This window comes from Rhodococcus oxybenzonivorans, assembly GCF_003130705.1.
In the GTDB taxonomy this organism is placed as follows: Bacteria; Actinomycetota; Actinomycetes; order Mycobacteriales; family Mycobacteriaceae; genus Rhodococcus_F; species Rhodococcus_F oxybenzonivorans.
The window spans coordinates 317,075-332,771 of sequence record NZ_CP021355.1; the positions used below are offsets into that span (position 1 = coordinate 317,075).

Annotated in this window: 9 protein-coding genes and 2 pseudogenes; 4 read left to right on the forward strand and 7 right to left on the reverse strand. The window is 63.3% G+C overall.

Annotation, left to right across the window (positions count from 1 at the left end):
• Positions 1-5 precede the first annotated feature (5 nt).
• The 4 genes from CBI38_RS32460 to CBI38_RS32475 form a co-directional block, all read right to left on the reverse strand.
• Entirely contained in the window at positions 6-374 is a 369-nt protein-coding gene (locus CBI38_RS32460) for a Rieske 2Fe-2S domain-containing protein (RefSeq protein WP_005568668.1), read from the reverse strand.
• On the reverse strand, positions 371-616 hold the full coding sequence (locus CBI38_RS32465; protein ID WP_043790662.1) for a toluene-4-monooxygenase system B family protein: 246 nt from the start codon (positions 614-616) through the stop codon (positions 371-373). The genes CBI38_RS32460 and CBI38_RS32465 overlap by 4 nt, the downstream gene beginning before the upstream one ends.
• Before the next feature lie 14 nt (positions 617-630).
• Positions 631-2,145 carry a ferritin family protein gene (locus tag CBI38_RS32470; protein ID WP_109335654.1) on the reverse strand — a complete coding sequence of 505 codons (1,515 nt, stop codon included), beginning with the start codon at positions 2,143-2,145 and terminating at the stop codon, positions 631-633.
• A gap of 284 nt (positions 2,146-2,429) precedes the next feature.
• A complete protein-coding gene (locus CBI38_RS32475) occupies positions 2,430-2,840 on the reverse strand; it encodes a hypothetical protein (RefSeq protein WP_109335655.1) in 411 nt (136 codons plus the stop codon).
• Between the two features lie 1,828 nt (positions 2,841-4,668).
• Here CBI38_RS32475 and CBI38_RS32485 point away from each other — a divergent pair.
• On the forward strand, positions 4,669-8,199 hold the full coding sequence (locus CBI38_RS32485) for a serine/threonine-protein kinase (RefSeq protein ID WP_109335657.1): 3,531 nt from the start codon (positions 4,669-4,671) through the stop codon (positions 8,197-8,199).
• A 1,478-nt stretch (positions 8,200-9,677) separates the two neighbouring features.
• Here CBI38_RS32485 and CBI38_RS32490 read toward each other — a convergent pair.
• The gene (locus CBI38_RS32490; RefSeq protein ID WP_109335658.1) at positions 9,678-10,682 is read right to left on the reverse strand and encodes an AraC family transcriptional regulator; all 1,005 of its coding nucleotides are present in this window, start codon (positions 10,680-10,682) and stop codon (positions 9,678-9,680) included.
• Between the two features lie 300 nt (positions 10,683-10,982).
• Here CBI38_RS32490 and CBI38_RS32495 point away from each other — a divergent pair.
• Positions 10,983-11,861 (forward strand): annotated as a pseudogene (locus CBI38_RS32495) (NAD(P)-dependent alcohol dehydrogenase); the annotation flags it as partial.
• Positions 11,862-11,967: 106 nt separating this feature from the next.
• Here the strand turns inward: CBI38_RS32495 and CBI38_RS38090 are convergent.
• A complete protein-coding gene (locus CBI38_RS38090) occupies positions 11,968-12,138 on the reverse strand; it encodes a hypothetical protein (RefSeq protein ID WP_162603320.1) in 171 nt (56 codons plus the stop codon).
• Between the two features lie 366 nt (positions 12,139-12,504).
• On the opposite strand from CBI38_RS38090, the pseudogene CBI38_RS32505 reads away from it, so the two are divergent.
• Positions 12,505-13,035 (forward strand): annotated as a pseudogene (locus CBI38_RS32505) (serine/threonine-protein kinase); the annotation flags it as partial.
• A gap of 251 nt (positions 13,036-13,286) precedes the next feature.
• Here CBI38_RS32505 and CBI38_RS32510 read toward each other — a convergent pair.
• Positions 13,287-13,562, reverse strand: a complete 276-nt coding sequence (locus CBI38_RS32510) for a LuxR C-terminal-related transcriptional regulator (protein WP_109336091.1) — start codon at positions 13,560-13,562, stop codon at positions 13,287-13,289.
• 240 nt (positions 13,563-13,802) lie between these two features.
• Between CBI38_RS32510 and CBI38_RS32515 the strand changes: the two genes are divergently transcribed.
• Positions 13,803-15,680 (forward strand): RNB domain-containing ribonuclease, encoded by a 1,878-nt coding sequence (locus CBI38_RS32515; RefSeq protein WP_109336092.1) that lies wholly within the window; start codon positions 13,803-13,805, stop codon positions 15,678-15,680.
• The last annotated feature ends 17 nt before the right edge of the window (positions 15,681-15,697 follow it).

Sequence of the window (15,697 nt, forward strand, 5' to 3'; positions counted from 1 at the left end):
GCCTTCTAGCTGTCATTCGCTCGGTTGTGATGTCGTACGCCGTCGCTCGGTATGCCAACTTGGATCTGTTCATCGGCGACGCGGACGGGGAACCGGTAGAGCCGGCAGCCTGTGGGGTTGAGTCCGTTTCCGGTTCGCATGTCGAACTGCCAGTGATGTCCGGGACATTCGAGGACACCCGATTCGTCGTTCCAGTTCCCGTCGGCGAGCAACACTTCCTGGTGCGGACACATGCCCTGGAAAGCCAGGATCTCGCCACCGACGTGGTGCACCAGCAGAATCTGCTCCCCGTGCAACTCCACGTCGATGATGTCGCCTTCCCACAGTTCGTCGAGTTCGAGTGCGTCGGCCCATTCGTCCTCCACGTGACTCATCGATACCCCACCTGCAGCACATCGAGCGGGGCTACCCCCGCATCGGCCACGGTGGCGGTGTCCGCGAGTACCTGGCCGTGGAACCGGACTCGCAGAGGCCCGGGCTGGGGCGCGACGCGTCGGCCGGCGGCGTGGTGTGCCACCTTCTCCGCGACGACCGACATCGGGTCCGCGTCGTCGATCGGTATGAGCATGACGACGAAGTCATCGTCGAATATCCCTTGCACTGGAAATAAAGCCATCTCGAGCCTCCTTCTCAGCTGGCCCGGTCGCTGCCGGGTTGCCCGGCGAACGCCCATGCGTAGTTCGTTGCGTCCTGTCCTTGTTCCTCCGGCGACAGACTCATGTAGTCCAGGGCGCCGTCGATAGTCGGTGGTTGGATGACCCCGCTCAAGAAGCGATCAATGATCGTGAGTTGCCCGGCGAAGCGCTCCGGGTTCTGCTCATAGACCCACTTGCATGGTTCTGAACAGAAAAGGAGGCGGCGATCGGCCGTGTCCACTATCAGCGGCTCGGGAGTGTCCAACTTGCCGGCCAGGAAGCCGGCTGGGTTGACGAGCGGGATCTGGCACATGTTGCAGACCATCGGAAACGTTTCGGGCAGTGTGAGTTCGGTCTTTCCGGCGCGGACGTTCTCAGTGATTACGTCCCATACCTTGCCGAACGTATCGTTCCAGCCGGGGTACTTCTCCTCGAGCCATACGCGTTCCTCAGGCGAGACACCTGCATCAGGGTTCCACCAGACGGTCGGTCGCCACGTCCATACGCCAAGATGAAGGCCGTGGTGATACCAGTCCAACTCCTCGAGGAAATGGTCTTCCCAATACCACGGAACCTCGAGCCCGAAGTCTCGAAACTGATCCATGAACTGTTTGATCACCATCTCGCTCATGAACTCCTTGAACGAATGCTTGCGGTGCTCGAGGGGCGTGTAGTAGTCCATCGACAAACCGGTCAGCAGAGCGAAGATATGCCAGGTGCGCCAGAACATATGATCGACGAGCTTTTGCGCGACGTCCGCTCGGCCGTTGGTGATGAGGACCTTGATCGTCGGTTCCCCCTGCTGCGCATGCCGGGCCTCGTCCGTCTGGATAGACGAGATCAATGACGCGAAATCGACGTCGCCGACCTTCATCGCGTCGGCAGCCATTCCAAGGAACTGCAAGTTCGTGAATCCGGTCTCGAAGGTGAAGGTCAGCTGGATGGCCGTGGATACAGCGTCGTTAGCCGTGAACATGTCGTCGAAGAGGCTGCGTGCAGCGACCGCACCCCATTCGTTGGTATGAAACGCCTTGTGCGCCCAATCTGCTCGAGGTTCCTTCGCCAGCAGTCCGTGGGGAACGAAGGTCTGAATCTGGCCGTGCCTGGTCTCGTCGAGCGTCCCGTAAGTGGCCATGTTCCGCCACGCCGCACAACGGCCGAACCGCCCCATGCGGGCTTCACCGAGACCGGCGAGATACTCGGGAACTGCGATGGCACCGTAATGCGCCAGGATCGCCGACTTCCAACCGGGGTCGAGGCTTTCGTACATCGCCGACCGGGCGAGGATGGAATTGACCGCGTATACAGATGTGTCCTTGTCGACCTGATTGTGGACGTACTCCGGGTATGTGATTTTGTACGGTTCGTCCCAGATCCACCACTTCTCCGCCGGTACTCCGTAGCTGTTGGACTGAATCTGCGGCCACACCTGATCTTCCTCGACATATCGGAGTGTCCAGTTCATGTCCCGCGTCAGGTCGTACCATTCGGATCGCGCCAACTGTGGCATGTTGTCTTCCTTACCCTTGTTCTTGGTGTGCGGACCGTGCCGTGCCGCAAGCCGCGGCCGCTGTCGAAGTCTCATGTCCCGGCCCGGTGGCCTGCACCGGACTCGCAATGGTGAATAAAACGCTCGCCGAATGCGTCCGAAAGCCGGCAACAAGGTGTTTCGTATGCCTATGAGGCCGGTACTCGTACGCTCCGCTGTCAAAATCGAGCGCAGGGCCGCGGGCGACTTCGGTCACTCGAGGTGCCCGAATGCGCACTCGGCAACTCCCGCCGATCCGATCCCTCTTATCCGAGCGTTCGATGTAATTCGAAGGTGTGCAGCACAACGAGCGTGCCGTCCCCGAGGCGAGACGGCCGAATTGCAACCTCGCCCTTGCCGATCGGGACGGTGTCGTCCACGACCAGAGAGAACTCGCACCGGTCGTATCCGGGTGCGTTCACGTGTATCTCGATCGCATTGGTAGCAGCACATGAACCATGCGCCAGTATCTCGAAGACTCCCTCGGGCTCGGCGTCGAGGAGTACCCCCCATACTCCGACAACGGCGCCGGTCACTGCGGTGCCATCCTCGCCGACGATCTCACCCGCCAGAAGGAGTTCAGTGGTCCCGATGTCAAATTCACGCATCGTGAACGCCACGGGTGAGGCGAGATGTGTCAAGCTCGCCTTGGGGGGCTCGACGCTGGTGACGGACATATGAATCCTCTCCTCCTTATCCGGACGGCCGGTAGTCCTACCGAGTCCGATCCATGCGGGAATGCCGGTAAAGCACATGAAACAACTAAATTACACAGGCGCACAAAGTAATTCGCGGACTCGACGGTCGAGTGCCAGTCCTCCGCCGTCGATCCAGGTCTCCGACGGAAGCACATGATCCGGACGGGACGGCCCGTGCCTTCCAATCAATGCGTTCTCCCTCGATCGATGACCAGAGGGGAGGCGGTGTGCTGGCGCGGGGTTTTGTCCCCTGTCTGACTCTGACGACATATCGCCATGACGCTCACCTTCTTTCATAGCTACGTCCGAATGGGTCCTCGCTCGTGTAGGCAAAATGTTAGGTGCATCACACATCGACGAGTGTCCACCTGGCGCAGGGACTGGCCGGATTGCGCAACGAGTTCGAAATCGGGCGGATCGCCGTTTACTACGTTCGTAGTACGGGTTTGCGATGGCGGAGGCTCTACCCGCCTTCGGTCGTCGGCGGCGAAACGGCCGGAGTGTCGGAAACCCGGCGATAGGCCACATCGGTGCGGATCCGCCTGAACTCAGGCCCTGGTGGGCGCGTTCGAGCCGGATTTCGCGAGATAGAACAGGGGTGAGAGATAGACGTACCGTGCGGATCTGTCCTGCAGGTGCGTGCGCTGACTCCGACGAGTTGCGCCAGTTTGCTGACGGTGCACGGCTCCTCGGTGGGCGTGGATCACAGCGAGGATCGTCTTGATCGTGCGGGTTGGGCGGCAGCCGGTACCGACCGGATCAGCAGTCCGAGTAGGCATAACTGCCGCGAGGAGTAGACCGGTGCTCAACGCTTGTACCGACTGCGGGAGATGAGCGGTTGTGCCGCAGGCTGTGGTCCGCGTTCCGGTCGCCGGTGAGGGGTCGGACCAGCGCCAACCAGCTTGCGCCCTTCCGGCTGGACAGATCGAGTGCCGGGTCGAACGTCGCCAACGTACAGGGCGTCCGCCCGCCCACGGGCGAAGCGCAATGCGAAGACTTACCGGGCTGCTGTTATCAGTCCCGGGCACCGCCCTGATCGCGCCCGAGTCGATCGAGCGAGACACATTCGTCCAGGGGAGGTGCACCCCTTGACGCCGGCAACCGCGTGCAGGCCGCGGCAGCCACAGGATCGCGCCTCCTTGCTGTAGCGCAAGCTGAACATCTTCGACATGGCAGTCAGTGACGGTTCGCCGCTGCTGCCCGGATGACATGAGCTGCGCTCCACGTCGGCGCTCGTACCGGTACGAGCGCCGAGGCCACCCCGGTCACGCGTGGGCGAGGCCCGAATCGGTCCGCTCACACACAATCGACTTTCGACGACACGTGCCCACCAATCGCGGCCGGGCAGCCACGTGAGGATCGCCACGAGACGCTCCGCGGCAGCACGTGCGCCTGCCCTCGATGAGCGTGATTCCTCCCCGGCAGCCCACACCGGAAACGTCACCCGGATCGTCGTCGCCGACGGATTGGCCGGCGTGCTGTTCCTCGCCTCGCCCTTCACCAAGAACCGGGCACCGAGGCCTCGGCACCGACTAGCACGGTGTGCAGAAACATCGTCTCCACCATCGGCTGGCACCCGTCTACCCGTTCGGCGTCCTGGTCACCTACGCGCTGCCAGCCCGCGACGGGCCGGAACGGGCATGTCGAGTTCGCGTGGCGATGAACCGACCGCGGCGCGGTGTGACCGGCGTCACAATGGCTGTAGACTTTGATGTTGTGACCGAGCCTGTGCCGTCGACTCGGCGGCAGGGGCGGACATGACTGAGAAGCGGACGACCTCCGTTCCCCGCCACGAATCGAACTGCCTATGTCCGAGGCCAAGCCTGAAGACACTCAGCGCGACCAGGGTCCCGATGCAGTCGGTGCCGAACTCGATGCCGAGGGGTTCGAGGAGGCGCACGAGATCGGCCGGGGCGGATTCGGCACGGTCTACCGATGTTGGGAAAGTTCACTCGATCGAGTCGTGGCGGTCAAGATTCTCTCTGCGGACCTCGATACCGAAAGCCGCAGGCGTTTCGTCCGTGAGCAAAAGGCAATGGCTCAGCTCTCTGGACACCCCAACGTGGTGGAAGTGCTTCAGGCCGGAGTCACCATTAGGGGTCGTCCGTTCATCGTGATGCCTTATCACCGTCGCGACTCCCTTCGGGTGCGAATTCACCGCGGTGGTCCGCTCAACTGGCCCGAGGCACTGCGGATAGGAGTGAAACTTGCAGGAGCGCTCGAGACTGCGCACCGCCTCGGCATATTGCATCGCGACGTCAAGCCGGGCAATGTCCTGCTCACCGGATACGGTGAACCGCAGCTCACTGATTTCGGGATCGCGCGCATCATGGGAGCATTCGAGACCGCAACCGGAGCAGTGGTCGGCTCGCCCGCCTACACCGCCCCGGAAGTGCTCAACGGTGCGCGTCCCACCGCCGCATCCGATGTGTACAGCCTCGGCGCCACCTTGTTTTGCCTCGTCACCGGCCATGCGGCCCTCGAGCGTCACAGTGGCGAAGATGTCGTCGCGCAGTTTCTGCGCGTCGCCTCCGCGCCGGTGCCCAACCTCCAAGGGGCGTTCCCTCGGGATTTCGTTCGCGCTATCGAATGTGCGATGGCAAGTGCGCCCGCGGATCGACCGGCATCGGCTGCGGACTTTGGCAACCAGCTCCGCGACGTCCAACGCCGTCATGGCCATCGCGTCGACGACATGGCCCTCGACCAAGACGTCGACCAGCCGCATTCCCGCGAGGAGCCCCACCAGGACGCTTGGCGCGCGAAATCACCGATCAGCCACGCTTCGAGCCCCGTCGCACGTTCGCCCGCGGCCGCACCCCCCAGCGTCGCAACCAAATTTCGGCCGCCCACCGCCGCACGTGCCCTCGTCGGGCGCATGAGATTGATCGATCGGATGCGCGCTGCCGAACGCAAACGGTTGATCGTGATTCACGCACCAGCAGGATTCGGCAAGAGCACCCTGGCCGCACAGTGGCGCGACGTCCTTATTGCCGAGGGCGTTTCGGTTGCCTGGTTCAGCATCGACAATGACGACAACAACGTCATCTGGTTTCTGGGGCATCTGGTCGAAGCCATCCAACAGGTACGGCCCAATCTGGCGACGGAGCTACGACAAGAACTCGAGGAACATGGTGACGAAGCTGAGCGATACGTTGTGACGTCACTGATCAACGAAATACACTCTACACGAGAGCGATTCGCAGTGATAGTCGACGACTGGCACCGGATCTCCGATCCCGAGACCATTGGTGCGATGAAGTTCCTGCTGGAGAACGGCTGTCACCACCTGCAAATCATCGTGACGAGCCGAACCCGAGTCGGCCTGCCGTTGAGTCACATGGGGGTAGCCGATGAACTGGTCGAAATAGACTCCGCTGATTTACGTTTCGACCTCCATGAGTCGTACCAATTCTTGGTCGACCTGTGTGGTCTGACACTCGATGACCGTGAGGTCGCCGAGCTTCGACAATCAACCGACGGATGGGTCGCAGCCCTGCAACTGGCATCTCTGTCACTTCGAAATCTCGAGGACCCGGCCGAGTTGATCAGCCACCTGTCGGGACGACATCGCGCCATTGCCGAATACCTGGCCGAAAACGTGCTGAGCACACTCGAGCCGCGGCTACTCGACTTCATGCTCCGCACCTCGATTGCCGAGCGGATCTGTGCAGACCTGGCAGCAGCGTTGACCGAACGCGAACACTGCCAATCTCTTCTCGAGGAGGTCGAAGAGTGTGACCTGTTTCTTCGTGCGCTCGACGAGGAAAGGGAATGGTTTCGCTATCACCACCTGTTCGCCGATTTCCTCCGCCGCCGCCTCGAATGCGACCATCCCGAGCAAGTTCCCGCGTTACACCGCATAGCGGCGCTGTGGTTCGCCGATCACGCGCTGCTCAGCGAAGCGGTCGACCACTCACTGAAGGCGGGGGATCGAGAACGGGCCGCCGAGTTGATCGAGGCGCACGGAATGGAACTCATCGAGCACTCACAGATGAGCACGCTGCTCGGGTTGATCGCGAAGCTACCAAAGACTCTGGTAGCAGCTCGTTCCCGTCTTCAGATCCTACTCGGATGGGCTCATGTCCTGCTGCACCATCGACCCGAGGCCACCCACGCCTCGTTGGAAACCGTGAAGTCGGCCCTGACGCGTGAAGGGTCGCACTCGACAGACGCCGAAGACCAGATGCTGGAGGCGTCCCTCGTCCAAGCCGTGGGTGACTTGTTTGCCGACCGGGTGGAAGGACTGTTCGAGCGGGCATCGGAGTGCTTGACCAGGCCGGAAACGTTGCGGCCATTCGTCGTAGCCGCCGCTGCCAATGTTGCCTCCTTCGAGGCGCTCTACAGGTTCGATTTCGACTCGACCCGCCGCTGGCAAGAATGGGCCTCGCCCTACCACGAGCGAACCAGCGGTCCGTTCACCGTGTGGTACGGGTATTTTTTCGCTGGCATCGCCGCACACGAGCAACTCGACATCCCAGCTGCCGAGGACTACTTTCGTGAGGCGCTCCGCTTGGCGCGAGAGGCCGGAACCAACTACTCCATCCGACTTGCCGGCGCGGCGCTCGGTGAACTGCTATACGAGCGCGGCGACTTGGACGAGGCCGAACACCTCCTCGACGAAAGTCATCAACTCGGCTCCGAAGGCGGAGTCGTGGACATCATGCTGATCACCTACGGAACCGGGGCACGGATAAAGGCACTCCGCGGCGACATCGACGCAGCCGCACGACGCCTCGACGAGGGAGCCGGGATTTCCGCGACGCTTTCACTCCCGCGCCTGGCAGCTCGGATCGAGAACGAACGAATACGGTGCGGCCTTGTCGATGCCTCCGGCAGTTTCGCCGTGCGAACCCGCAGCGAATCCGCCGATACCGAATCTCTCGCGCAGACGCCGCAACAAGATGGCATCGCCGTGATCACCGAGGAACTTCGAGAAGACTCCTCGATACGTCTGCTGCTTCACGACGGATCCCCGCAGCAGGTCGCTCTCGCGTGTACCCGCGCGGCGGCACACGCGCAGCGAATCCCGCACGAACGGCAGAGAGCGCATCTCCAAGCCCAAATGCTGCTCGCGTCCAGCCTTTTTGCGGCGGGACAAGTCGAGTCGGCCAAGGAAGTCGCTGCACCCGCCGTGCGCAGATCCGCCGAACTTGGACTCAAACAGTTTCTCATCGAGGGCGGACCACAGATGCCCGCACTCGCAAGGAACCTGCTGACGGACAAAGAGCACAACCCATCGGCCTGGCCCCATCTCGACACCGGATTTCTCTCGGAAGTATCCAATCGGCCATCAATCGGAGGACCGCCCATACCTAGCGTCGGCAACGAAATATGTTAGAGGGCGTGGCCTAGGTGGCAAGTTTCTTGAGTCAGGTCAGGGCGGCTGCGAGGTGGAGGAACCCTTGTGCGGCCGCGGCGCTCGTAGCGAATGGTCAGCCGCCCCGTCACAGGGGCGTCCGGGCGCAGCATCTGTGTTACACACCGTCACGTGAAACACAATCGGCTAGCCGCGGTTGGCTTCGGCTGGGCGTTCGCGGCTATTCCGCGACCGGGCCCGCAACGACCTCCGACCGGCGCCGACAGGGCGACCGGCACGCCGCCGCACTGCGCGACGTCTTCAACTGACCGTTAGGTCAGCTCTACCACTGCCTCCAAACTGGCCAAACCTAGGACGAATCGAAGGCGTTTTCCTGGCTCAGCCTCCGTGTGGATCCGGCAACTGCTTGATTTCTACGTTGATCGGAGGAAGCCGGCAAGGAGATTCACTTCTCCGGTGCGTGTATGGATTCAAGACATGTTTGGCTCATCGTCATCAGGACATAGCTGACAGGTCACCGACTGCGGAGACCGTGGCGCGTGCCTTCAACTCAGCCGCTCGAATCCGATTCCGCCGTTGCTGCCCGTATGGCCGTGGGGATCCGACTACGCGCCGTCACAGAGTGCGTGACGGCGCACCATCGTCGACGTTGCCGAGCGGTCCGGGGTCTCCCGGTAAACCGTCACCACATGGCGTAAACGACACGAAGCCGGAGGCCTGTCCGAGATCTCGATGGCCCCATTCGAGCCCGCGACGTATCACGCCCGACGTCGAGGCCGTGATCGTTACTGTGATGGTCGAAGACCACCACTTCCGCGTCCTCGACGGAACAACGGAGCTATCGCTGCATGCCAGAACGACCCACCAAGCCAATCCGCAATTTCAACGCCCACCGACCCGGAAATCGCTAAGCATGTCCTGACTACATTTGGTCAAGCATGTCCCGAGACCACACACGTCACCGGAAGAGCCGTCACCGACGATCACTGCCTGCCACCCGTCTTCGTGGTCCCATTCCGCGGACTGCGGTCGCCAGGTCGGTCTGACTTCTTGTCCCTTCTCGCGAATGATCCGGGGGGGTAATGTCGCCGAACTTGACGGCACCGATCGATGGACCGCTGATAGATCGAGCTGGTCGGCCTGTTCGATCCCATCGCGGGGTGCGGTATCCATTCGATCCGCCGCCGCCGTCGGCGCGGACAACAGTCGGCCGACCTCGGACAACAGAGATGAACAGCGGTGATCTTCAGATCGGTCAACTCCGAAGCTCGCATGCCGGTGGTTACCGCGGTCTGCAGTGTGGTCGCGATCCCCAGGTAGGCCGCGTTGGTGTCGTTTCGGCGGAATGGCCAGGACGCGGCGCATCGTGTCGTCTGTTCCCGATCGCGATTGGGGCGTAGGCGAACAGCGAATGCACCGCCAGTCGGGCACTACGGGTGGGTGGGCGTTGCCGCGGTCCGTTAATTTCTGGAGCCTACGTCGGTGACCCGTCGATGGCCTTACTGCGTTAGCGATGGAAAGTCTCTTGATGCATTCTTGCGTAGTGTCTCCGAGGGCGCCTCGCCGAACTTGTTGCGATAGGCCACAGCAAAGCGTCCGAGGTGCGCGAATCCCCATCGGTACGCACTATCTGACACCGACGTCCACACCGCCGGGTTGCTGAGTTCCGCGCGTACACGCTGAAGGCGGACCTCACGCAAATAGCAGGTCGGGGATACACCGACGTAGCGTTGGAAACCGTACTGCAGCGTTCGGGCGCTGACCCCTGTCGCACGAGAGAGATCGGATATCGACCATGGTTGGTCCGGCTGCTGTTCGAGCAGGTCGATCGCCTGCTTCACGACACGCGGCCGTGCAGGTCCGTGTGTGCTGAGTAGCAGCTCGGAATAGTTGTGCGGTTGGCCGACCAGTAAGCCGGTCATCACTAATTCTTCGACTCGTGCGACCAGCAGCGGCTCGTGACCCGTCTCCGCGTCGCGTTCCATCTCAGCTTGCAGCAGCCTGACACTGTCGACCCAGGTGCGCAGTGACGGGGTGGTCAGATCCATGCTGAAGTCGAAGCACAGCGGCGCCTTGATCTCGCGGCACAGCAAACCTTCGAGCTGCCGTTCCAGCGCGTGGCGCTCGATGCGTACGAAAATCATGCTGTAGTCGGGGCTGAGGGTGATCATCGAGGGGTCTTCCGCCCGATACGCCACGCCGAGGGACGGTATCGACGGAGCGGTCTCGTGCTTGCCCCGCTGAGCTTCTGCTTTTCCGGTGAGCGGCAGCGTGAAAAAATACAGCGCTTCGGTCGTCGGCGCCTCCAGCGTGATACGAGATTCATAGCGCAAGTACGCCAGAGTTGTGTTGCCGAGTTTGGCCGCGTTCATACGGGCATCCGAAGAAACTGCACCCAGGGCCTTGACCTTGTGCGGAACAAGAAGACGCGCGCCGACATCGCGGATCACATCGAGATCACCGGTACGGAACTGAGAGCAATGTGCAAGTGGTTCCCTCAACATGTGGAAAAGTCACCTCTACCTCTGTGGTTCCCCCGGCGCGAGTGCGCGTTGCCATTGACGTTGGGGCAGCCATCCCGCGAGCATGGTGTGACCCGCGTCACGTCAGTATATGTCCTGTGAGAGTTGATCCTTCTTTCTGCCAGTGAATCTTGCTCAAATGCCCATGTCTCTGCAAGTAGAGTTTGCTCGATCTGTAACCGTCGAGGAAAGTAGGTGGGCTCGTGTGGTGACGCTGGTGACGTGCCCTCGCGGACCTGGCCGATTGCCACCAGCCGGGGAGCGTCGATTGCCACCGACCGGGACATCCACACCGTCAACGGCGACTGGGCCCGCAACCCTTCCCGGTGGTGCCCGGCCACGAGATCGTCGGCATCGTCACCGAGGTCGGCGCCGACGTCACCCGCCACAACGTCGGGGACCGCGTCGGCGTCGGCTGTCTGGTCAACTCCTGCGGTCACTGCACCAACTGCCAGGTCCCCACGCCGGCGTCGACCGCGCCGGCACCACCACCCAGGGCGGCTACTCCACTCATGTCGTCGTCGACGCCGACTACGTCCTTTCCGTACCGGAGAGCCTGGACCCGGCCGCCGCAGCTCCCCTGCTGTGCGCCGGCATCACTACGTACGCCCCTCTGCGCCGCTGGGGTGCCGGCCCCGGCAAGAAGGTCGCCATCGTCGGCCTCGGCGGGCTCGGGCACATGGCCGTCAAGATCGCCCACGCCCTCGGCGCCGAGGTCACCGTGCTCTCCCAAACGCTGAAGAAGCAGGAGGACGGCCTGCGCCTCGGCGCCGACGCCTACTACGCCACCTCCGACCCCACCACCTTCGAGCAGCTCACCGGCCGATTCGACCTCATCATCAACACCGTCAGCGCCAGCATCGACCCCCAACGCCTACCTCGGCCTGCTCGCCGTCGACGGCACCCTGGTCAACGTCGGCGCCCCAGCCGAACCGCTCAGCCTGAACGTGATGTCACTGATCGGCGGCCGCCGCAACTTCGCCGGATCGATGATCGGCGGCATCGCACTGACCCAGGGAGATGCTCGACTTCTGCGCCACCCACGGCATCGGATCCGAAGTCGAGGTGATCCCCGCCGACCGGGTCAACGAGGCATACGAGCGGGTCCTCGCCTCGGACGTCCGATACCGGTTCGTCATCGACACCGCTACCCTGAACTGACCGTCCCAGATCGCCCGTTGCACAACGGGTTCCGTCCGGGGTTCGCCACCCGCCACCCCGACACTGCAATAGCGCACGGAGGGAATCAGTTCCGATCTCGCGGCGATCATTCGAGACTGCTGAGCTCATCGAGAACCTGATCCACTGCAGTGGTCGGGATACGCACCTCCTCGACCTTCGACGCCCGGAGGCAAGCGCGTACATAGGCGAGCATGTCCGGTCGCTCACGGGTCTCATTTTGCCCCGAGCGCGGGTCTGCGATCGGAGTTGTGCCCACCAACTGCTACACCTGTTGACGTGCCGGATTCCTGCCGAACCCCGGCGCAGGACGCCTCGGTGGTGACAACGGTGGCCATGCACGAAGCGCCCAGTGCGCCGCCGATCGTGCCCATATTCGCGTTCACGCCGCTCGCGACATCGGTTTGTTCTGGTGGCATCGCTGCGACGACAACATTTCCGTACGACGAGTCAGGTCGTCGCTCTCCGTCTGCGACTTCGAACTCGGCTGACCACGTGAGCCGCTCGAGCTCGCCGCTCCGACGAATCGAAGTACAGGGTGCAGGTTATGCTCGCAATAGTGTTGCTGAGATGGTTAGCGTGACATTGCGACTGCGAACACCGAGCCACGGAATTGAGGTCCGCGGTGGCCGAATACGATCCACTGGCGACGCAGCGTGATCAAAGTCCGGATCTCGCCACGGAGTTGGCCGCGGCGGGGTTCGATGATGCCCGGGAGGTCGGTCGGGGTGGCTTCGGCGTCGTCTACCGCTGCCTGCAGCCATCCCTCGACCGCACCGTCGCAGTGAAGGTTCTCACCGCTGATCTGGATCCGGACAACCTCGAGCGGTTCATTCGTGAGCAACGGGCCATGGGCCGGCTGTCCGGGCATCCGAACATCGCCAACATTCTGCAGGTCGGTGCCACCACCAGCGGGCAACCGTACATTGTGATGCACTACCACCCGTACGGTTCGCTGGCGACACAGATCCACCGCACGGGCCCGATCGAGTGGCAGGAGGCGGTTCGACTCGGCGTGAAGATCTCGGGCGCGCTCGAGACCGCACACCGAATCGGCACCGTACATCGGGACGTCAAGCCCGCGAACATCCTGCTCACGGACTACGGGGAACCGCAGTTGACCGATTTCGGGATCGCACGCATCGCGGGTGGCTTCCACGACCAGAACTGGACCCGACCATCCGAGACACCCTGAGAGCCAGCTAGAGCACGGCACACCTGCCCGACGCAGCGAGCGACACCGGTCTGGCGAACAATCCGCCGCTGTCCGCCGCCCAGAGTCATCGGCCCACGGCGGCGCCAGAGCCCTATTGAGGGTTCCCGGCCGCGGCGACCGAAGTGAACACGGTCGACACGTCGAGCCTCTGCCGTGCTCGCGCCCTGTTAGGGGCGTTCAGGTGGACCAGTTCAGAGCTCGGCGAGAGAGACTAGCCCGTCCTGCAGCGCCCGGATCAGCAGGCCGGACTTGTCGGTAACGGGGCGCCCGACGGCCGCGTACTTCGCCCGGATCCGGATCAGGTGGGTGTTGATCGTGCCCATGCTGATTCCGAGGTCGGATGCGGCAATAGCCTTCGATTCACTCCGCAGCCATAGGCGCAGGATCTCCAGCTCGCGCGGTGTCAACCGGGGCCGCCGTGGCGGTTCCCCGACAGGATCTGGCGTGGAGCCAGGAACAGAAGTCATAGCAACTCTCGCCTTCTCGAGCCACATGATTGCCGCAGGACGCACACTGTGTGATTCGAGGCAGCGCGCCACCCAGATGGGTCTGGCTCGCGACATCGGTTTTCCGTGACCGCGGTAACAAACCATACTTGAAGCCGGTTTTCACGAGACGCAGGTGATGCTCCAGGGGCGCGTCGCTGACGCGCCCTGGTGAAATTGGTTATCGTCGGTGGCCTGTAGAACCAAGGGGGTGCGGTGACCATGAGGTCTTCGACAGTCACGGACGTGTCGACGCTGCTGATGATCGATTCGGCGTCTGCGCGGGACCGGGACGACGCCTTCTCTGTCACCCCGCTCGTCGGTGGCGGTGGGTGGACGGTGGAGGTTCACATCGCCGGCGTGGCCGACGTCGTGGAACTGGGGTCGGTCGCCGACGAGCAGGCGTTCCTGCGGGCTGAAACCCGCTACCTGCGCAGCCGCACCATTCCGATGCTCGGCGAGACGGCGGAGCAGGCTGCCACCCTGACCGCTGATTCCCGGCGCACCAGTCTGCGGGTCACCGGCACTCTCACCACCGACGGCCGGCTGGTCGACACCGCCGTAGGCCGCGCACAGATTCCGTCGGGTCGGTGTGTGGCGGTTGATCACGCCGAGGTGCCCGGCATCCTGACCGACCCGGCACATCCGCTGCACCCGCAGCTGGCCGCGGCGGATGCGGCCGCGCAGGTCCTGCTGACCGCCCGCCGCGACGGCGGTGCCCTCGCGTTCTACGACCTCACCCGCGGCTGGGCGAGCAATGAGGACGGGGCCATCGTGGCGATCGCCGCCGAACTGCGGACCGTCACCTACGTCATCGTGCAGGAACTGATGATCTCCACCAACGAGGCGGTCGCCCTCTGGTGCGTCGAGCAGGGCTTGCCGATCCTGTTCCGCAACCACCGGCCCAACCCGGTCGCCGGCAGCACCGACGAGCTGATGAATGAGATCGCCGCCGCGGCCGGGGATCCGGACCTGTTCGCGAAACTGCGCGGACGCCTGCTCTCGACGCTGCGGGCCGCGACCTACGATCCGACGGTCCACGGACATTACGGCCTGCGCCTGAGCGCCTATAGCCATGTCACGTCCCCGCTGCGGCGGGTGGCCGACCTGATCAACCAGCGGATCATCTTCGCCCACCTCGACTCCTCCCCCGCCCCCTACACCGCGGATCAGCTTGCCGCCCTCGGCGCGGATCTGAACCGGCGCACCCGCGCCGCCCGGGAAGCGAAGAAGAATCACTTCAAACACGCCGACCAACGCATCGTCGCCGAGCAGGCCACCGCCGATCTCACTGCACTCGACAGTCGACGATTCCACAAGGTCCTCAAAGCCGAAGCCGCCGGATCCCTTCGGGCTCAACTCGCCGCCGAGCTCGCCCGCCGCGTCGACGCCGACCTGATGACCGCCCCGGACGTCGCGGTCCTGATCGACGCCGCCGACCCCACCTGGCTTCCCATCCAACTCCGCGTCCTGGACACCCTCGCCGACACTCACCCGGAGATGGGGCCCAGCGTTGCGTCGGTGTGGCGGCAAACTCACCCCGATCAACCGCCCACCGACCTGGAGATCCGGCGGAACGGCGCCGCCCACAACCCACTGTTCGCCGCCCGCGCCACCCACCTCGGGGTCCGGGGGCCATGGGCCACCTCAACTGCGAAGAGGCAGGCCGAACAAGCCGCCCTCTGGGCGGCAGTGCGCGCGCAACTAATCGGCACCGACCAGCCCGACACGGAACCGGACTGGCCCACCACCGAGCCATCCCCGCAACCGACGACTCCCCTACTGGCGCCGCAGGTTTCCGGTTTCGCCGAATCCGCGGAACCACACTGTACGGCCACGCCGGCCGCCCTGAACCTGGACGGGGCGAAGAAGTCCAAGGCTCTGTCGAACCCCATCGCTTGGCTGATGAGTCTCGCCCAAAACAACAACCAGCCCCCACCTGAGTGGAACTTCTGCACAGAGGGGCCCGCACACGCACCTCGGTTCACCGCCACCGTGCGCCTCGCCGGCCACAGCGCCACCGCTGACGCGACCACAAAAACGGCGGCGAAGACCGCATCGGCGACCGCGCTCATCGAGACACTTTTCAGACAGCGCTGAAGACGACAGGTACCTAC